Raw genomic sequence first — 20,980 nt, 5'->3', positions numbered from 1 at the left:
GCTTAACTATTAAAAACCCCTTCAAACTATGGAAAGCAATCAATACGAAGTAATCATTATAGGCGGGAGCTATGCAGGGCTTGCTGCAGCAATGGCATTAGGAAGGTCCTTGAGAAAGGTTCTGGTCATTGATGCTGGCAAACCCTGTAATCGGCAAACCCCGCATTCGCACAATTTTTTAACGCAAGACGGCAAAACACCTTTCGAAATTTCGTCAGTGGCCAGAGCCCAAGTAGAAGCTTATAAAACCATTTCCTTCTATTCTGACACCGTAATTTCAGCATCTAAAAGCGATCCCGGTTTCTTAATCAAAACAAATGATGGGTCCACCTTCTCAGGATTGAAACTCATCTTTGCAACTGGCATCAAGGATATTCTTCCTGAAATTCCTGGCATCCAAGAATGCTGGGGAATCTCTGTCATTCATTGTCCCTATTGCCATGGCTATGAAGTAAGAAATGAAAAAACCGGGATTTTAGCGAATGGTGATTTTGGTTTTGAATTTGGAAAAATGATCACCAACTGGACAAAAGATTTGACGTTGTATACCAATGGAAAATCGACTTTAACTTCAGAGCAATCAGAGAAGTTAACATCCAAAAAGGTCACTATTTCAGAAAAGAAAATAAGCCAAATCATCCATCAAGATGGAAAAATTCAAAGTTTGGTTTTCGAGGATGGATCGCAGGAAAAAATTAATGCACTATATGCAAAACCTGATTTTGAGCAAAGCAGTCCTTTGATTTCAGAACTGGGTTGTGCACTAAAGGAAAATGGCTATGTGGAAATTGATCAATTTCATAAAACCAACGTCCCAGGGATCTTTGCCTGTGGAGATAATACCAATATGTTTCGATCGGTGGCATTTGCGGTTTCCTCTGGAACCATGGCCGGAGCTGCCTGCAACAAGGAATTGATTGACGAAAGTTTCTAATTAATAAAAAGGGCAAATCGATTAAATGATTTGCCCTTTTTCGTTCTTGATTATTTTACCACACCGGATAGTTTTTCAAACACCTCTTTTTTGGGATCCAAGTTCCTGTCAAAAGGCAAAGGGTAATTGGTTCTTCCCCGAACAGGGAAGTTATTCAACCAGCTGTTTCGATCACTTAAACCCCAAAATGTAACTCGTGTGATTTTGTCTTTGTGCTTTTCATAAATCGCAAAAATATCTGCATAGCGCTGGGCCAATTTCGCTTTAGCCTCTGAAGTAATCCCTTCTTTATAGGGATTGTATTCATCTGAATTTGCAAAGTTCATATTCAAATCCGCTCCCTCTGCCCTTCTCGGTCTTGGCAGCACATCCACATCCAATTCCGTGATCATCACTTTAAATCCCGCTTCATGGATATCGATGATTCCTTGCTCAATTTCCTCCAAAGTCGGTGATTCCAGCTGATAATGACCTTGCATGCCAATGGCATCAATTTTAATTCCTTCGGCTTTCATTTCTTTCGCAAAATCCAAAATCCCCTTGCGTTTGGAAGCTCTCCAAACATTGTAATCATTGTAATAAAGCTCTGCTTTTGGATCTGCTTTTTGTGCATTTCGGAATGCCTCTTTGATAAAATCCTTTCCTGCTATCTGAAACCATTTGGATTCCCGGAAACTTCCATCTTCGTTAAAAGCCTCATTCACCACATCCCAACCATTGATTTTCCCCTTGTATCTGCCAGCCACTGTTTCGATATGGTCTTTCATTCTTCCATACAAAACCTCTTTGCTCACCAATTCTCCCGCTTCGTTTTCAAAAATCCAATTTGGCACCTGTTGATGCCAAACCAAACAATGGCCAATCGTGAATGCTCCAAGTTTTTCACCTAAAGCAACGTAGGCATCCCCAAACTCAAAATTGTATTGATCCGGACCGGGATGAACCAATGCCCATTTCAATCCATTTTCGGGACTGAGGCTGTTAAAATTATTTGCGATCAACTCATTTATTTTTGGATCATCGCTATTCACTTGCCTGCCATTTAGGGCAACTCCTATGTAATAACTCTCTTTAAAAATATCTTTCAAGCCTTGCTCTTTTGGTTTATGAGAAGCCAAAAGCAAGGTCATTACTAAGAAAAGAATCGTGTTTTTGATCATGGTTAAATAGGTTTAAGGCAATCTTTTTCTACAGGAGTCGAAAAATCGAAATCCAAAATCTTATATCATACCCCTAGGATCCGCTGCCTTTGAATTGATCTTCTTTATAGGCAAAAAGAACATTGAATGTGGTCAAAGAACCATAACATCTCGTGATATATTGCTGAAGATGCACCCGATCTTCATCATCCAATTTCGGATGATTGTTGATGTTTTGTTCCAACACACGAAGTTTCTCCCTAACCATCACAATCTTATGAAAGAAGGTCTCCATTGGGATTTCTTTCGTTTGAAGATTTTTGTCATTTGGTTCGAAGACTACATTGCCTCCCATCCATTTCCCTCCTAAAGGCACAATTGGAGCTCTCTCTGAAGTTTGCAGCAAGGCTTCTCGAATCGCTTTTTCTACATCTTTCATTGTGAGCATTGGGAAGTCTGGGACTTTCGCATCTTCAATAGTAAATCCCTCATAGTCCCTGGCCAATGTTTTCACTTCCTCTGTGGAATAGAAATAGATTTTATAATAAGTTTCATCCACAGAAAGAATCATTCCTGTGCCAAATTTTGGGTGGGAAAGCTTGCTTCCCGGTGCTAGTTCGCTTGCTGATGCCATTTTTTAAAAAAAAGATTTAGGGAACCAAAATAGGCAATTTTGCGAAAACCTAAACACTTCTGGCTTCGATGAAAAGGTCAAAAACTACCATTAAAAGAAAAGGCTGTAAAACCTTACAACCTTTCCTTATCACATAATTTTTAAACCTTCGAAAGCACCAACTCCTTGTTTTCTGTTTTCACTGCTTTCTTTTTCGCTTTATTCCTTCTGCCCCACCAAATCAAAAAGCCAGTCACAGGAAGGGAAGCAATAATGGCACTTAAAAGGAACGCCAGCACCTTGCCTGGAAGTCCGGCAATTGCCCCAACATGGATGTCATAATTCATCCGCATCAATTTTTGGGCAACATTTGCTTCTTCCAATCTATTATAAAAATGATCGACAGGGATCTCCTCCAACGTGTTCTGATCAAAATATCGATAGTCTGATTTCCAATAGGTCGAAGCATCTGGATTGGCGTTAGCTGCAAGCGCCGAACCTTCGTATTCCGGCGGATGCACCTCTATCCAATCAGCATTGGGATATTCTGCATTCATTTTCATCCATACCGCATCCAGCGCTGGAATCTCCCCTTGATAAGATTCAGTGGAATCTGAAGCTGGATTGTAATACTCTACAAAGTGATCCCCTCCAGAAGCAGTGAAATAAACAGCTTCCCTAAACCATGCAAATCCCCAAATCAATCCGGTAAGCGCGAATACCAAAGCGAATACCATCGTATAAAAGCCCAGCACCTGATGCAAATCGTAATTTTTCCTTCTCCATCTTCCATCCCATTTGATTTTCAAACTCTGCTTTAGGTTTTTCTTTTTCTTTGGCCACCAAAGAATCAACCCTGAAATGATCATAAAAAGGAAAATCAAGGTAAAACTAGCCACTACAGGTTGACCGATTTCAGGAGGCAGCCAAAGATAAAAATGCCCGTCTAAAACGATACGAAAAAAGTCTGCGTACTCATCCTTGAGCTTCAGCACCTCACCAGAATAGGGATTGATGTAGGCGATCTGGTAATGGTCATTTCCCTCTCCATAACTGAAAAAAATCGCCTGCACAGAACGCTCTTTTGTTGGATAGAGCACTGCGTGCAAATGTCCTTCGGGAAAAGCCTGTTGTGCAATTTCGCTGATCTGACTCGGTGGTAAAATAGCACTTTGCTGAGGCTCAACAAACAAAAATGAGTAGGTCAAATCTTTAATTTCCGCCTGAAAAGCGTAAATACAACCAGTCACTGCAACTATAAACACCACAAGCCCGGATGATAGTCCGAGCCAGAGGTGTAGTTTATTTATGGTCTTTTTAAAATTCATCAAAATCTATAATTAAGGCTGATGGATGCATTACGCAAGTTCTGCGGAGTCACGGTAGACCAGCCTGAATAGTATTTCTGATCTGTCAAATTGTTCACTTTCAAAGCCAAGAAATATCTGGAACCAGTATAGGAAAGGGAAGCATTGTAAACCTGATATGCAGGAAGCGCAAAGCTCCCGATATTTGCTCTATTCATAGTGAGGTATTCGCTGGCAGCATTTCCCCCAAATCCTAACCCGAAGCCTTTCAAGGTACCTGCAGAAAAGGAATAGCTTGCCCAGAAATTAAAGAGGTTTTCTGGACCTGCTTCCTCAGGACGAAGTCCTAAATAGCCACTTTCTGCATAATCTTTCGTCACTTCGGCATCATTTGTACTGAATCCAGCTACCAGATTCAATCCTACTATAGGTGTTGCAATCACACTGAATTCAAAACCCTTGCTGACTACTTCCCCACCTTGGATGGAGTTGTTGATATTTGTAGGATCCGTCATCACTCGGTTAGAAACGGTGATATTGTAATAGCTTGCAGTAGCTGAGATCTTGTCTTTGTAAAGATTGGTTTTCACCCCAAATTCCAATTGATTGGCTTTCTCAGGATCAAAAGTTTTTAGTCGGGTATTGGTACCGTCTGCATCGCTTACATTTACAGGAGCAATGTTCACAAAGCCATTCATGTAGTTACCAAAGATGGATACCTTGTCTTTCACTGGCTGATATACAATTCCGAATTTTGGAGAAACTGCAGTTTGGGTATTTTCTTCGGTATCAGTTCCCCAAGCTTCGTTCTTGAAATTATCAATTCTCACACTAGCCATAGCCGAAAGCTGAGGAAGTATTTCGATCACATCAGATACATAGGCACTCATGATGCGTGTGTTTCCTGTGGAGTTTCCTTCGAAGGAATCCTTCAGCAAATCATCCACACCAGCTTGGGTCAAAACACCGGTGTCATTTCCATCAGAAAGCGTCACCACGCCATTTCCTACCCATCCAGTGCTGCTATTTAAAAGATCTGCATCGTAATAATCCAATCCTATGATCATCTTATTTCTCATGGAACCCAAGTTGAAATCACCGATGAAGTTCTGCTGAATATCAGTAGTTACAGTCTGGCCGTTTCTATCAGAAATATATCTGTAGAATGAATCTCCGTCACTTCCGTCAAATAAGTAATGATAATATCCGTCAGTTTTGGTTGAGCTTCTGGAAACCACAGTTTGGGAAGTCCAAGTGTTAGAAAGTTTGTAAAAAGCCTGTGCTTGAAGTGCGTAAGAAGAATTATTAATGCTCAGCTCATTTCCTGTAAAAGATTTCTCATAATTCCGCTCGAAAGGATCAATTGAGTCAAAAGTCAATGGGTTGTTTCTGTTGAGGAAAATCATCGGTGCATTCACAGAATTGGAGTTCAAAAATTCCGTATTGATCAAGAATTTCAGTCTTTCGCTGGCTTCAAACTTGAATGATGGTGCAAAGAAAAACGAGTTTCTTCCTCCTGCATCCTGAAAGGTATTGTTGGACTGATAAGCCGTATTTACACGCATGGAAGCGTTTTCATTCAATGGGACATTCACATCACCGGTGATTCTGTTCAGTCCATAATTTCCGGTAATAAACCCGACTTCGCCTTTGAAAGTATCCGTCGGACGCTTGGTTGTGATATTAATCAAACCACCATAAGAAATCACAGAGCTACCGAAAAGTGTCCCGGATGGACCTTTGATGACATCTACAGTTTCCACGTTTGCAGGATCCAGACCACCGTTGTTCAAGCTTGGCATTCCGTTCACCATAGTTGGCTGGACGGCAAATCCACGCATGGAATAATATTCAGCTCCGTCACCACCACGTCCAGTCGATTCCCAAAGTCTAGTGATACCTGTAGCATTCTTTAAGGCATCATTCATATTGGTCACCACTTGTTCTTTCAGTAATTTTTGGGAAATAGAGTTGTAAACCTGCGGATTCTGAAGGTCAGTCAATGGCAGTTTCCCTACTGTAAAGTTACTATCCGCATAAAATCTATTGGAAGAAAGGTCAGTAACAATCACTTCTGCGAGATCTGTTGAACTTTCTGCCAAGATAAAATTTACAGAAATTGATTCCCCAGCAAGAAGCTGTACACTTTTCTCTTGGGTTTCTATGCCAACAAAGGAAGCAAACAATGTATAGTTTCCGGGTGCAATATTCTTGATTTCAAAAAATCCATTTCTATCGGTAGCCTGGCCTTTAGCTAGGCCTTTGATACCCACATTGACAAATTCCATGGGCTGTTTGTCGGAGGTGGTTACTGTTCCTTTGATGCTTGCAGATTGAGCAAAAACATTTCCTATGCACAGGAAAAAGAGGTTTAAGAGAAGTATACTTATGCGGTTCATATTGGTTTGTTTATCAAATCTGCCACAAACCTATTACTTAGATTAATTCTAAACAAGACTTATTTAGAATTAATCTAAAGAAATTTAAAAAATAATTTCCCCCAAAAGATTCCGATTTATCTGACGCTCTTTCTGGAGGATTTGAATATTTTTATCTTCGATAAACTGACCATATGAAAAAGCTAACTCCATTTGTGATCCAGGGCATTTCTATTTTTCTAGGGTTTACCTTTTGGGGAGCAGGAATGGCTAAACTTTTCTACGAGCATCAGTTTTTTGGATGGATAGGTCCGGTTTGGTTGATTGAGGAACTAACACCCTATGGACTGGGACTTTATGGGGAATTTATTGCCTATAGCCAGATTTTCATCGGCTATTTACTTGTCACCACTAGATACAAATTACTTGGGAGCATCATGATGATTCCACTGATAGGAAATATACTGATGGTCACCATTTCTTTAAACTGGAGAGGCACTCCTATCGTACTTGGATTTTTAATGCTTCTGAACCTCTTTTTGCTTTGGCAATACAGGGATTATTTCAGGCCATTGATTGATGAGAACTCCCTTCGGTATCCTATCAAAAAAAGGATGGAAAGAACTAGAAATGGTCATTTGGTTTGGCTGGCCGGTTTTGTTCTTCAGCTAGTGGCAATCCAAATTTCTTATCTGAATTGGACAATTGCCTGTGGAGTTGTTTTAGTGGGACTGGTATTGTCAGCTTTGAGTTTTAAAGCTGATAAAATAGAGTTATAAATAGTAAATTTCATCTCTGATTCTTTAATAAACTAAATCCCAAAAACTATGAAAATTCATCCTTATTTAAACTTTAATGGACAGGCCAAGGAAGCCATCACCTTTTATAAAAGCATTTTGGGAGGAGATTTTGATGGCGGATTCAGTTACTTCTCTGAAATTCCAGGCATCGACCATTTGTCTGATGAAGAGAAAAATCGAGTGATGCACGTTACTTTAAAAATCTCTGAAGAAGTGAAAATCATGGCAAGTGACATCATGCCAAGTTTGGGACATAAGCTGAACGTGGGCAACCACAATTACATTTCTCTGATGCCAGACAGTAAAGAACAAGGCGAAAAATTCTTTGAAGGATTGTCTGCAGGAGGCAAAATAGAAATGCCTTATGAAAAAGCATTTTGGGGTTCTTACTTTGGAAGTTTTATCGATAAATACGGAAATGGCTGGATGGTCAATTATAATTTGAAAGAAGGAGAAGAATAATTCCAAATTCAATCTGATCTCAAAAAATCCTAATGCTGCTTAGATTCATTGTGGCATTAGGATTTTGTGGTTATTCCGAAGATATTTTTAATTATTTCCCGAGAAAATGATTTAAATTTTATCATTTCAGCAAGATTCTGGCTTGCTTCTTGGTCTTTACGATTTGAAAGTTAATTTTCGTAGTAGGCACATTCTTTTATCTGTCATTATCAAAAGGTACCTGATTAAATTTCTCAAGATCACCGGCATAGTTTTAGGCTCAATTTTGATCCTTTTATTTGTCCTGATACTTTTTATCCGTAGCCCTTGGGGTCAGGGAATCATTGTGGACAAAGCAGTTTCTTACCTTCAGGATAAAACAGGTGCTGACATTTCAATTCAGCGACTCTTCATCACTTTTTCAGGGAATATCTACTTGGAGGATTTTTACATTTCTGATGTAAAAGGAGACACGTTGCTATATTCCAACGAATTGGAAGCTGGTTTGGCGTTGGTTCCGCTGATCCGAAATGGTGCAATTCATGTGAGTAAGTTTGAATGGGAAGGTTTGACCGCAAGAATAAAAAAATCTGAAGAAAGCGGCATCTATAATTTTCAATACTTAATTGATGCTTTTGCAACTACGTCTAAAGACACGGTGGATACTGCACCTACAGCAGAATCCTCACCATTAAACATTTCCTTATCACCCGTCAAACTAAAAGATTTCGATATCGAATATTTGGATGAAGTCATGGGCATTGATGCCTCGTTAAAAATGGGTGTCTTTGAACTGGAGATCCCGAATTTGGATTTGGACAAATTCATTTTCGGCATAGAAACCGTCTCCCTTTCCAACACAAAAATAACTTACAAGCAAACCAAACCTTTCGAAGAAACTGAAGAAAGCCAAACTGAATCAACTCTTCCAGTCGTCCGTCTTGAACAGCTTAGTTTGGATAATGTGGAGCTTGATTATGACAATCAAGTAGACCAACAAAAAGCCCAGCTTGCAATCCAGTCCTTAGGTCTGGCGATGCCAAAATTGGACCTCGCAAAACAACTGGTCGAAATAGACGAAATCACTCTGAATGAATCAAACATCCTATTTCATGATTTTTCTATTCCTTTAGAAACTTCTACCACTGAAACGGATACAGCTAGTTTTACCTGGCCAGAATGGAATGTGAATCTGAAGAAAATCCAACTTGCCGAAAATACTATTGACTACAAGACAAAAGATATCTCGGCAAGTTCAGGTGAATTTAACCCCGAGGTCATCCAACTGAAAAACTTCAATTTTGAAGGTTCTGATATCTTATTGGATAAAGAATCCTTGACATTGAATCTGGAAGAATTCAAGTTTAAAGAAGGAAGTGGCTTTGAATTGAAAGACTTGGGTTTTGTATTAGCTATGAATAAGCGAACTTTGGAAATTGAGAAATTCCATGTGGAAACCAATAAAAGCCGCTTGGTTTTAGATTCTAAAATCGGATATTCTTCTCTGCAAAACTTAATCGAAAATCCTGATCAATCTCAGGTAGCACTGGATATTCAAGAGTATTCTTTGGACGTTAGAGATGGATATTTCTTTGCTCCTGAATTGAAAACCGACACTTTGATTCAGGAAATCGCAAGAAACCCAGTTCAAGGTCAGCTGGCAATATCTGGCACATTATCCGAACTTGAGATAGAGGATTTTCTTGCCAACTGGGGAGAAACCAGAGCAAGTGTAAAAGGGAGTGTTTCCAATACTTTATCCATTGACTCGCTTTACTTTGACTTACCCGAAATCCAACTTAGAAGCAATCGGGAAACGATCAATCGATTTGCAAATGAATCAGATTTTGGGATTCAGTACCCTAATGAGCTGCAAATCCAAGCAAGTGCAAAAGGGACTTTATCTGATATCATTTCGGATTTAAAACTTGTAACAGACCTTGGCTCCATTTCCTTAGCCGCAAAATATCAAGACACCGATCATATTGCCTTCGATTTAGATCTGGATATTGATCAACTCCAGTTAGGAACTATCCTTCAAAACCCTGATCTCGACACTTTGTCTATGGGACTGAAAGCGCAGGGAAGCGGAAGTTCATTAAACGATCTTGATGCCAGTTTGACGTCAAACTTCGAAAAACTTGAACTCTTTGGTCAAAATTATGCTGGTCTCCAGTTGGATGGAAAAATGACTCAAGGCGAAGGAGAAATCAGCCTTTTATTAGATTCTGAGTATTTGGATTTCGACTTTGAAAGCACCTTAGATCTAGACACTGTCAATTCCAAAATCAGCGCAAGTCTTGATCTCAAAGGAGTGGATTTTCAAGAACTCGGATTATCCGGAAAAGAATCAAGGGCAAGATTAAAATTGGATGTTGATTTCGAAGGAAATCTTGAGGACTTTAAAGTCACTACTAAATTGTATGATGGATTAATCCTCTATGATAAAAACACATTCCCTTTAGGTCAAGCAGACATTCAGGCGATGGTTAGTCCCGACTCGACGAGTTTCTCCATATCGAGTAAAATCGCAGATGGCTATTTAAATACCAATACCAATCCTGCCGCTTTGGCACAAGCTCTAGAAAACCACTTTTTACATTATTTAGGGCAGCGAGATTCCACTAATATTCCTTTGGATAGCAGCATTGTGATGCAAATGGATTTCTCCATTTATGAAGATCCTATTTTAAATGAATTTTTACTTCAGGGACTGGAGCAGCTGGATTCCGGCAGCATCCAACTCGCATATTTTCAAGACATAGATTCTTTAGCAGCAACGATTGATTTCCCATACATCAATTATTCGGGGACGGAAATCGACAGCCTTGGCCTGGATATGATCTCCAATCACGATAGCTTAAGTTTGGATTTTGGCTTTATGGCATTGCGATCCGGACCTTTACAGATGGATAAAACGCTCCTAAATGGAGAAATGAAGGACTCAAGAATCTATTTTGATTTCAGTTCATACGAAAAAGATTCTTTACTATTTCATGTCGCATCAGACATTGGATTGACTGGTGATACTGTCAGTGTCCACATTGATCCAAAAGATTTAGTCCTTAAAAAAGCCAATTGGAATATCCCAGAAACAAATCAGGTGCTTTACGCAGACAAATACCTGGATTTTCAGGATTTCAATTTTACCCAAAACACTCAACAGTTAACGATTGAACGGAATATCGAAGGATATACTGACGAAAACATTGCCCTGCTTTTCAAGAATTTTAGGCTATCGACCATCACCAGCTTGTTGAATCCTGAAGAGATTATTGCCGGGGGAAAATTAGAAGGACAATTGGTTGTAGAGAATCCGTTTGATGCGATTGGCCTGATGGGAGAATTGAAAATCGATAGTTTAAAAGCTGTGGGAGTACCTCTTGGAAATTTAAATTTAAAGGCGACAGCAAAGAGTCTAAGCAATTACATTCTCGCACTTGAGTTAAGAGATGACGGGATAGATTTGGATGTTGATGGTGAATTTTCCGCAAACGAGTCCGGAGGAGACTTTGATATTGACATCAATCTGATCAAAGCGGAAATGACAAAAATCGCCGCACTTTCCCAAGATCAAATTCTAAATACTTCCGGTTATCTAGAAGGCAAAATAAAAGCAAGTGGTACCACAGCAGAACCTCAATACCAGGGAGAATTCCAATTTCATGATGCAGCATTTGTACCTGCACAGCTAAGCACTAAATACCTGCTTTCTGATGAGAAATTATCTGTTGATAATGACGGGATTTACCTGAATCAATTCACCGTCCGAGATGCTGATAACAATACTTTCACCATTGATGGCAAGATCACTACTGAAGACTTGACTAATCCTGCTTTTGACCTACAACTCAATGCCAAGAACTTCATGGTGGTCAATTCCACAGATGAAGAAAACGAGTTGATTTATGGAAAAGGGACCATCGATGCGGATGTCAAAATCACCGGTGATTTAATCCTTCCTGTGGTCAAAGCAAATCTCAACATCAAAGAAAATACAGATTTAACCCTAATCATTCCTGAATCCCAATTGGATCTTGTAGAAAGAGACGGGGTCGTCCTTTTTGTCAACAAAGAAAATCCCGACGACATATTGACAGCCCAAGTGGAAGAAACTACTTCCGCATTTTCCGGATACGACATTCAGGCAATGCTGACTGCTGATCCCAAAGCAAAATTCACAGTAGTTATAGATCCAAAAACCGGTGACAATTTATTGATTTCCGGAGAGGCCAACTTACAGATGGACATCAATCCAAATGGAAGAATAACCTTGAGCGGAGATTATGAAATTTCCGATGGACACTATGAGATGTCTTTGTATAATCTGATCAGTAAGAAATTCCTGATTGATCCGGGAAGTAGAATCACCTGGAATGGCGATCCGATGGATGCAACGATGGACATAAGAGCGATCTATAAAGTGGAAACTTCTGCCACAGAATTGATGACTTCACAGTTGACAGGCAGTAATCAGGAAACCAAATCTCAATACAAAAGAAGGCTTCCATTTTTAGTATACCTAAACGTAGCCGGTGAGTTATTAAAACCTGAAATTTCCTTTACGCTTGATATGCCGGAAAACGAGCGAAATGCTTTTGGAGGTAATGTATATTCTCAAGTGCTTCAAGTGAACGAACAGGAGGATGAGTTAAACAAGCAGGTGTTTTCACTTCTCGTATTGAACCGATTCTTCCCTTCTCAGGGAAGTGATGGATCCAATGGAGGTGCAGAAAGTATCGCGAGAAATAGTGCCAGCCAGGTTCTTTCAGATCAAATGAATGCCCTCTCAAATAAATTATTTGGTGACAGCGGTTTCCAAGTTGGATTTGATGTAAACTCCTACGAAGATTATCAATCAGGTAGTAGTCAATACCGAACCGATTTGAACATCAATGCTCAGCAAAGTTTATTTGACGATAGACTTATCGTGCAGGTAGGAAGTCAGGTAGATCTCGAAGGTAGCCCTCAAAATCCCGAGCAAGCCAACTCAATTTTGGCAAATATCAGTTTTGAATATATGCTGACCGAGGATGGAAGATGGAGGATCAGGGCATTCAGAAAAAATCAATTCGAAAGTATCATCGATGGTCAACTAGTGGTCACTGGAGCCGGTTTAATTTTCAATCGTGAGTTTAATGAATTCAATGAGATTTGGAAAGCACCTGTTCAAGATGAACAGAAGACAAATCCGATTGATGAACTGAAAGAAAAGCAAGAAAAAAAGGAGGAAAATGAAAATTAAACAAAGCATCATTTTCTGCATAGGATTATTGATTTGGCTGAGCGGATGCCAGATCAAAAAGTTCATCCCTGAAAATGAACTGCTGTATACCGGTGCAACTCTGGAAATAGAAAAACCAGACGACATCGAAGATTTCAAGAGTGTGGAAGAGGAGTTGAATGGACTTTTAAGACCAGAGCCCAATTCAAAATTTCTGGGAATGTATGTCGGACTTTGGTCTTATTACAAAAGTCAGAAAGATAAACCTGGGTTTATTATTCGATTTATGAATAAGAAATTCGGTGAAGAGCCTGTTTACATGAGTCAGGTAAATCCTTCCCGAACAGAAGAGTTGATTTTGAACAGGCTGGAAAACAGAGGTTTTTTCTATGGAACTGCAACTTCTGAGGAAACCAGAGGGAAGAAATTTGCTGAAGTCACCTATTCTACCACTGTTTCCCACCCTTATCTGTTAAAAGACTTTATTTTGGATAGAGATTCCTTACAAATCGAGCATGACATCCAAAGTCTATTACCGGAGACAGAATTAAAATCCGGAAGTCGTTTTGATTTAAATGCCTTGAACCTAGAGAGAGAGCGATTGGACGAAGGATTAAAGCAAAAAGGCTACTATAACTTTAATAATGATTACCTCATTTTTGAAGCAGACACTAATATTTCAGATTCATCCAGACAGTTTAATTTATACCTAAGACTGAAAAAGGAAGTGCCTGAAAATGGACTTCTACCCTACCGAGTGGATCGAATCCAGGTATTCCCAAATTACTCATTAAATGAAAGTGCTGAAAAGTTGGATACTGTTTCCCTGGATGGAAAAGATTTCATTCAAGGGAATCTGGTATTCAAACCGAGGTTGCTAAAAGATTACATCTTGATTGAAAAAGGAGCATATTATGATCCAAACAAATCAAAATTATCCAGCAACCGCTTAAGCTCTATTGGTAATTATAAATTCGTAAACCTTCGATATGAGGAGTTAAAAAAGAAAGATTCTATTGGCCATTTAGCCGCCAATTTCTACCTCTCCCCTATGACTAAGCGATCCGTCAGAGCAGAATTATTGGGTGTTTCTAAATCCAATAATTTTGCAGGCCCAGCTTTGAATCTAGTTTATAGAAACAGAAATCTGTTTAATGGCGGAGAGACCTTTAACCTATCGGGAAAAATAGGATATGAATTTCAAATCGCGGGCGGAGATCGATCTAATTTACACTCTTTGGAACTGGGTCTAAGAGGTGATTTAATTTTCCCAAGAGTCATATTTTTCGTTCCTATCAAAGAAAAATTCAGCTATTCCGTACCAAAAACAAAAATTAGTCTTGGTACAGAATATCTCAGTCGAGGAGGACTTTATAGACTCAATTCCTATTCGACCTCCTATGGCTACTTCTGGAATGCCAATACCTATGCATACCATGAACTCAATCCTATTAGCATCAGTATCATCAATCTTTCGAAATCCTCTCCAGAGTTTGATGAAATTTTGAACAGCAACCCTTTCCTAAAAAGAAGTTTCGAACAGACATTTATTGCTGGTATCAATTACACTTTTAATTACAATAAACTGAATGATCGATTCCGCGAACATGGATACTTTTTCGGCCTCGGGCTTGATTTTGCAGGAAACACTATAAATGCCATAGAAAAAATATCTGGCAAAGATGATGGAAAGGTATTCGGATTGGAATATGCCCAATATGGCAAAGTAGATCTGGACCTGAGATATCACTTTAATTTCACCAAAACACAGACCATTGCAACGAGATTATTTGCAGGTCTGGGTGCACCTTTTGGCAATTCTTCATCACTTCCATATGCCAAGCAATATTTCTCTGGCGGCCCAAATAGCATTAGAGCATTTAGAATTCGATCGATCGGTCCGGGAAGTTATAGGCCAGAAGCTTTTGATAATAATTCTTATTTTGACCAATCCGGAGATATCCGATTAGAAGGTAACATCGAGTATCGTTTCCCTATTGTTTCTTTTCTGAAAGGAGCATTATTTATGGATGCGGGAAACATCTGGCTGATGAATGAAAATGAGGCTCTGCCGGGTGGTAAATTCAGCTCCAACTGGTGGAAAGAAATTGCGGTAGGTACAGGTTTTGGATTAAGGGTGGATATCCAATTTTTTGTGATTCGATTTGATTTGGCCACACCACTCCGCGTACCTTATGGAGATGAAAGATCTCGCTGGGGCAATAACTTTGATATCGGTAGTAAAACCTGGAGAAGAGAAAACCTGATTTTCAATTTTGCGATCGGTTATCCATTCTAAATAATACTGGCTTAACATCAATTAATAAAGATTGAATCGTTTTCCTTTTTCTGGCAGAAGGAATAAACTATTTTTCTAATAAATCTAGCCCAAATGAAATTCCCTTCGTTAAGCCAACTCCAAAATGATGCTGTCACAGCGATCAATAGATTCCCTTTAAGTTTAGTTTCTGCTGGATTCGGTTCATTTTTATTTATTTATCTCATAGAGATAGACCAATTCCAACAAAACCTGGAATTAGTCAATTTACTGCTAGCCTTTGCACTGGGCATTCCTTTATTTTTCTGTATAGACATCTATTCTGAAAAGAAAAAACTCAAGCCAACCCATCAAAAAATAGGATGGGTCATAGCTCTTATTATTCTGATAATCATATTTTTATCATTCCCACGAGAAAACACTTTTACTACTACAAGGGTCCCATACATTCGGTATCTGGTATATAATCTCACAACGCATCTGCTAGTTGCATTTGTCGGCTATTTGAAAGAAAAAGAAGACCATGCTTTTTGGAAGTTCAATGAAAGTCTCTTTCTCAGAATCGCTCTTGGGGCTTTGTATTCAATTGTACTTTATACCGGCATTTCCCTGGCATTAGGTGCCATCCATTTACTTTTCTCACTTAAAATTGAACCCGAAACTTATTTTCAAATCTTTATTCTGGTCATGGGATTGTTCAACACTTGGTTTTTCTTGGCTGGGATTCCAAAAAATCAAGAAAAAATCATTTCACCTGAAAGCTATCCAAAAGGACTGAAGGTCTTTACACAATTTATCCTAATTCCTCTTTTACTAGTTTACTTGACCATCCTCTACTTTTATGGAGGAAAAATCATCTTGACTTGGGATTGGCCAAAAGGTATCGTGAGCTACATGATTATTGCAATTTCCGTTTTGGGCATTTTTACTTATCTCCTGTTATTTCCTATACGAGATCTGAAGGAAAGTTCCTGGATCAAAACATTTTACCGAGCATTCTATTTTTTATTATTCCCGCTGATAGTTTTACTTTTTCTGGCAATCGGAATACGCGTTCAGGAATATGGATTGACGGTCAATCGGTACATTATTTTATTAATGGGCATTTGGCTCACATTTATTGCACTTTATTTCATTTTTGGAAAAGCCAAAATCAAAACAATTCCTATTTCGCTCGCTGCTTTTATGATTTTCGGGGCATTTGGTCCTTGGAGCATGTTCAACCTAAGTGAATATAATCAGCTGGATCGCTTGGAAAATATTCTTCAGGAGGAAAACATTCTAAGAGATGGTAAGATCCAAAGGGAAGTAAAATGGGAAGTTACAGAAGTAAATAAATTTGAAGCGATAGGTTCTAAAAGCACAAATCAGTTGGATGCAGAAGCATTGGATGAAGTCAACTCCATCGTCCAATACTTGGAAGACTATCATGGTTTAGAGGCGGTATTGGACTGGTTTGAGCAGGATTTATCAGCACTATATAGGAAAGCTTCAGAAAAAAATAGGATTTATTTTTATATAGACTATAGTCAGTTTGTCATCGAGTCAATGGGATTAAAATTTATTCCTGACTATTTGATTGGTCAGGATTACCCTTCAGATAAATATTTCTCTTATGCTATAGAACAAGAAAGTATTCGTATCATAACCGGATTTGATTATGAATTCAACTTTTATTCAAATGAAGGCAACTACAAACATCAATGGACTCTTCCAGCAGGTGTGGAGGCTGATATGGACTTTGATCCGGAAACACAACAGTTATATTTCAGTTTAGAAAATAGTTCGGTGCAATTAGACCTTGCATCTTTCTCAGATGATTTGAAAAATAAATTCGGTTCTGGCCATGTTGGGGAATTGTCAGAAAAAGAAGTTTCCTTCAATTATAGTGATGAATCAGTTCAACTGAGGATCATTTTTCATTCTTTAAACAACAATGGAGGCGAAAATGGAAAAGTAGATCAGTTTTCAGGAGTCATTTTAATCGGCAAAAAAAACTAAAATGAAAATAGAACATTTGGCACTCTGGGTAGAAGACTTAGAAATGATGAAAGATTTCTATTGTCATTATTTTAATCTTTCCTCTGGAGAAAAATATCATAACCCAATCAAAAACTTCACCTCCTATTTCCTTTCTTTCGAGTCAGGTGCCCGAATCGAATTAATGCATAAACCGGGATTACTAAATCATTCTGAAAAAAATAATCTCTTTGGTTTTACTCACATAGCTATCTCCACAGGTAGTAAGGAAAATGTCCTCCACCTCACTGAAACTTTCCGCAAGGCGGGAATTCAAATTATCGGTGAACCTAGAACAACTGGCGATGGGTACTTTGAAAGCGTTATATTGGATCCAGAAGGCAATTCAATTGAACTCACTATTTAAACTTTAAACCATTTAAAATGAAAACAATCAAGTTTTTTACAATTGCTATTTCAGCTTTACTTTTTTTCCAAGTAAAAGTTTTAGCACAGCAGATTGAACCCCCTAAGGGATATTCTCAGGACATAGGCAATATGGTAGCCATGCTGGACGATATCAAAGGTAGAATCCATCGGTTGACGATGAGCATGAACCAAGAACAGGTTGATTTCCTGCTAGATGATCAGGCAAATAGAATCGGGGCGATAATTATGCACTTAGCTGCCACTGAGAAGTTTTACCAGGTTTACACATTTGAAAATCGGGAGTTTAATGAAGCTGAAGAGAAAGAATGGATGACCGGATTGATGCTGGGGGATAATGCCCGGGAGACTTTTCAGGCCAAACCTATTTCTTACTATTTTGAAATCTGGGATCAAGTGAGAGCCGATACCAAAGAACTTTTAAAAGAGAAAGACGACAAGTGGTTTGCATCTAAAATCAAGGATTCTAAAGCAAATAACCATTGGGCTTGGTTTCATGTGATGGAGCATCAATCCAACCATATGGGACAAATTGCCCTGATCCGCTCGAGATTACCGAAGTAAAATATAAAAGGCAGCTAAACGCTGCCTTTATTCATTTCATATAACTTTCACGGATTGCCCTGAATTCAGAATTTGGTTTCCATTTCGGCCAAGTATCCGAATTCGCCAAGTTTTTTCCAACCTCATAAAGAAGCTGAACATCGTCAACGGCTCCTTCTAGATTCCATCTTGTTGGGTCATATTCATCGGATGGGTTATGATAATACTTCTGCACATATTCTTCTTCCATTTCTTTTCCATATTCTTTTCCCTTTTCAAAATGATCAATACCATTGCTGAAATAAAGAGCCGGCACTCCGATCTTCGCAAAATTGAAATGGTCTGATCTGAAATAATAACCCGCAGAAGGTGTCGGATCCGGAGCTGAATATCTTCCTACTTTTTCCAGCTCCACATTCAATAAATCTTCCATCTCCGATTGACCAATCCCAATCAAAGAAACATCTTTCATCTTTCCATAAGGATTAATTCCATCCATATTGATGTTGGCAACGGTCTTTTCTTTTGGGTAAATCGGATGCTGGGCGTAATAAGCGGAACCCCATAACCCCTGTTCCTCCGCAGTAACAGCTAAAAACACAACAGTTCTTTTAGGTTGAGGGTCGGTTTTAAATGCTTTCGCCAAAGCTAAAAGTGCCGCAGTTCCCGAGGCATTATCTAATGCCCCATTGTAAATACTATCTCCAGTTTCATCAGGAGCACCAATTCCGAAATGATCCCAATGGGCCGTATATACAATCACTTCTTCCGGCTTACTAGAACCAGTAACTTTGGCGATGACATTTTTAGAAACATTGTATTCTGAAACCACATTCATTGACGAACTCGCTTTTAGGTTCATCGGAATTGCCTGAAAGTCAGCTTTTCTAGCTTTAGCAAGCAATTCTCTTCCGTCGAGACCAGACATTTCAAAAAGCTTGTTTGCGGTAGGTAAAGTCACCCAACCTTCAAATGCTGGTTTATAATTGTCTGCTCCTCTTCCATCCAGATATAAAATAGGAGAGTTCCATTTTCCCTGCACCACATTAAATCCATAGCCCGCCGGAATAGTATTATGAACGATCAAGCAACCCAAAGCTCCTTTACGGATTGCCTCTTCATATTTGTAGGTCCAGCGACCATAATAAGTCATGGTATTCCCTTTAAAAAAGGCTTCATCTTCTGTTCCAAAACCGGGATCATTGACTAAAACCACCACTATTTTCCCATTGACATCTATGTTTTTATAATCATCCCATCCATATTCCGGGGCGACAATTCCAAAACCTGCAAATACCATTTCAGCATTTTCAAAACTCACCAAGGAGTCTGTTCGCTGAGTCCAAAGCACATAGTCTTTTAATCCTTCAAAACTTACTGTCTCATTCCCTGAGCTTACGGTCATTTCTGCAGCAGGAATAGTTTTTATTGAAACCAAGGATACATCCTGAAAATAAGAATCACCATTTCCGGGTTCTAATCCCATGGTCTTGAATTCACTTTCCAAGTAATCCACTGTGATTTTTTCACCTTCGGTGAATGGCATTCTTCCCATAAATTCATCCGAAGCAAGTTTGCTCAACTGAGGTTCGAGATCTGAAATTTGAAATTTGTAGCTTGGCTTTTCTGAAGGGTTGCAGCCCCAAAAAACAAAAACAGCTAATAGTGCACCTAATATCCGGACTTTCATGTAATTAGAGTTTGGTATTCTTAAATCTAAAGAATTTCCAATTAGATTTTTTGACTTTAGCTGATGATCAAATTTTTCTACTCATTTTATTCCAATAAATTGAAATTCCATTTCCCAAAACACCTATCCTATGAAACGCAGCACGCTAATTACATTGATTTTTCTGATGAGTTTTCAGGCATTTTGTCAGCAGAAACTTAGAGTTGGCGTCGCAGGGTTGACTCATGGGCATGTCGGGTGGATTTTGGATGCTGACAAAAGAGATGATATTGAAATTGTCGGTATTGCAGAGTCGAATAAAGAACTGGCAGAGCGATTAACGAGTCAATATGGAATTTCTATGGACTTGGTTTTTGATGATTTGGAGGAAATGCTGATTGCAACTAAACCAGAAGCTGTAACTGCCTTTGGAAATATTTTTGATCATTTGTCTGTAGTAGAAGCTGCAGCTCCAAAAGGCATTCATGTGATGGTAGAAAAGCCTTTGGCAGTTAGTGTAGACCATGCTGAAAAAATGGCTGCATTAGCCAAAAAGCACCAAATCCATCTGATTACTAACTATGAAACTACATGGTATCCATCGGTAGAAAAAGCCCAAGAAATTCTTTCTGAAGGTGCAATTGGTCCCATGAGAAAACTTATTGTAAGGGATGGTCATCGTGGCCCAAAAAAGATCAATGTCAGTTCTGAGTTTCTAGAATGGTTGACAGATCCAAAATTAAATGGTGGTGGTGCCATTATCGATTTTGGTTGCTATGGTGCGAATCTATCTACTTGGCTTCACGAGGGGAAACGCCCCATCTCAGTCACTGCAGTTACTCAGCAATTACAACCAGAAAACAACCCAAAAGTAGATGATGATGCCACAATAATCCTTACTTATGAAGATTCACAGGTTATTTTAGAACCATCCTGGAACTGGCCTATAGGCAGAAAAGACATGGAAATCTATGGATTGACAGGTGCTCTTTTTGCTGATAATGGAAAAACATTAAGAATAAGAATGGCAGAAGGCTATGATGGATTTGATGAAGAAACTTTAAAGTTTGAAAAAAGAGAAGCACCGTTTGATGATCCTTTCACATTCTTCAAATCAGTGATTAGAGGAGAAATAACACTTTCACCATTTGATTTAAGTTCCTTAGAAAACAATCAAATCGTCGTAGAAATCCTGGAAGCTGCAGTAGAAAGTTCTAATACACATAAGACCGTTTTCCTGAAATAGCA

At 38.9% G+C, this 20,980-nt stretch carries 14 protein-coding genes; 9 read left to right on the top strand and 5 right to left on the bottom strand.

Annotation, left to right across the window (positions count from 1 at the left end):
- The first annotated feature begins 28 nt into the window (after positions 1-28).
- Positions 29-934: an NAD(P)/FAD-dependent oxidoreductase gene (locus FHS59_RS22610; protein WP_184498562.1), complete on the top strand. Its 906-nt coding sequence runs from the start codon at positions 29-31 to the stop codon at positions 932-934.
- Between the two features lie 50 nt (positions 935-984).
- On the opposite strand, the gene FHS59_RS22605 is transcribed toward FHS59_RS22610, so the two are convergent.
- The 4 genes from FHS59_RS22605 to FHS59_RS22590 all read right to left on the bottom strand — a co-directional run bounded on the left by FHS59_RS22605 (position 985) and on the right by FHS59_RS22590 (position 6,392).
- Positions 985-2,094: an endo-1,4-beta-xylanase gene (locus tag FHS59_RS22605; RefSeq protein ID WP_184498560.1), complete on the bottom strand. Its 1,110-nt coding sequence runs from the start codon at positions 2,092-2,094 to the stop codon at positions 985-987.
- A 73-nt stretch (positions 2,095-2,167) separates the two neighbouring features.
- On the bottom strand, positions 2,168-2,707 hold the full coding sequence (locus FHS59_RS22600; protein ID WP_184498558.1) for a hypothetical protein: 540 nt from the start codon (positions 2,705-2,707) through the stop codon (positions 2,168-2,170).
- Between the two features lie 140 nt (positions 2,708-2,847).
- On the bottom strand, positions 2,848-4,014 hold the full coding sequence (locus tag FHS59_RS22595) for a PepSY-associated TM helix domain-containing protein (protein ID WP_184498556.1): 1,167 nt from the start codon (positions 4,012-4,014) through the stop codon (positions 2,848-2,850).
- A complete protein-coding gene (locus FHS59_RS22590; RefSeq protein WP_184498554.1) occupies positions 4,014-6,392 on the bottom strand; it encodes a TonB-dependent receptor in 2,379 nt (792 codons plus the stop codon). Before FHS59_RS22590 ends, FHS59_RS22595 begins: the two co-directional genes overlap by 1 nt.
- A 173-nt stretch (positions 6,393-6,565) precedes the next feature.
- On the opposite strand from FHS59_RS22590, the gene FHS59_RS22585 reads away from it, so the two are divergent.
- The 7 genes from FHS59_RS22585 to FHS59_RS22555 all read left to right on the top strand — a co-directional run bounded on the left by FHS59_RS22585 (position 6,566) and on the right by FHS59_RS22555 (position 18,084).
- The gene (locus FHS59_RS22585; RefSeq protein ID WP_184498552.1) at positions 6,566-7,150 is read left to right on the top strand and encodes a hypothetical protein; all 585 of its coding nucleotides are present in this window, start codon (positions 6,566-6,568) and stop codon (positions 7,148-7,150) included.
- Between the two features lie 48 nt (positions 7,151-7,198).
- A complete protein-coding gene (locus FHS59_RS22580) occupies positions 7,199-7,633 on the top strand; it encodes a VOC family protein (protein ID WP_184498550.1) in 435 nt (144 codons plus the stop codon).
- 265 nt (positions 7,634-7,898) lie between these two features.
- A complete protein-coding gene (locus tag FHS59_RS22575) occupies positions 7,899-12,857 on the top strand; it encodes a translocation/assembly module TamB domain-containing protein (RefSeq protein WP_184498548.1) in 4,959 nt (1,652 codons plus the stop codon).
- Positions 12,847-15,135, top strand: a complete 2,289-nt coding sequence (tamL, locus tag FHS59_RS22570; protein WP_184498546.1) for a translocation and assembly module lipoprotein TamL — start codon at positions 12,847-12,849, stop codon at positions 15,133-15,135. The genes FHS59_RS22575 and tamL overlap by 11 nt, the downstream gene beginning before the upstream one ends.
- A 93-nt stretch (positions 15,136-15,228) precedes the next feature.
- Entirely contained in the window at positions 15,229-17,115 is a 1,887-nt protein-coding gene (locus tag FHS59_RS22565; RefSeq protein WP_184498544.1) for a DUF4153 domain-containing protein, read from the top strand.
- 1 nt (position 17,116) lies between these two features.
- Positions 17,117-17,500, top strand: a complete 384-nt coding sequence (locus tag FHS59_RS22560) for a VOC family protein (protein WP_184498542.1) — start codon at positions 17,117-17,119, stop codon at positions 17,498-17,500.
- Between the two features lie 17 nt (positions 17,501-17,517).
- Complete coding sequence (locus FHS59_RS22555; protein WP_184498540.1) at positions 17,518-18,084, top strand: mycothiol transferase; 567 nt, start codon at positions 17,518-17,520, stop codon at positions 18,082-18,084.
- A gap of 31 nt (positions 18,085-18,115) precedes the next feature.
- Here FHS59_RS22555 and FHS59_RS22550 read toward each other — a convergent pair whose 3' ends face one another.
- A complete protein-coding gene (locus FHS59_RS22550; RefSeq protein WP_184498538.1) occupies positions 18,116-19,753 on the bottom strand; it encodes a M28 family metallopeptidase in 1,638 nt (545 codons plus the stop codon).
- A 130-nt stretch (positions 19,754-19,883) separates the two neighbouring features.
- Between FHS59_RS22550 and FHS59_RS22545 the strand changes: the two genes are divergently transcribed.
- On the top strand, positions 19,884-20,978 hold the full coding sequence (locus FHS59_RS22545) for a Gfo/Idh/MocA family protein (protein WP_184498536.1): 1,095 nt from the start codon (positions 19,884-19,886) through the stop codon (positions 20,976-20,978).
- The last annotated feature ends 2 nt before the right edge of the window (positions 20,979-20,980 follow it).

Origin of the sequence: Algoriphagus iocasae (assembly GCF_014206875.1) — a bacterium.
In the GTDB taxonomy this organism is placed as follows: domain Bacteria; phylum Bacteroidota; class Bacteroidia; order Cytophagales; family Cyclobacteriaceae; genus Algoriphagus; species Algoriphagus iocasae.
Note: the sequence above shows the minus strand (reverse complement) of the source record. Positions and strands in the feature narration are given on the sequence as shown.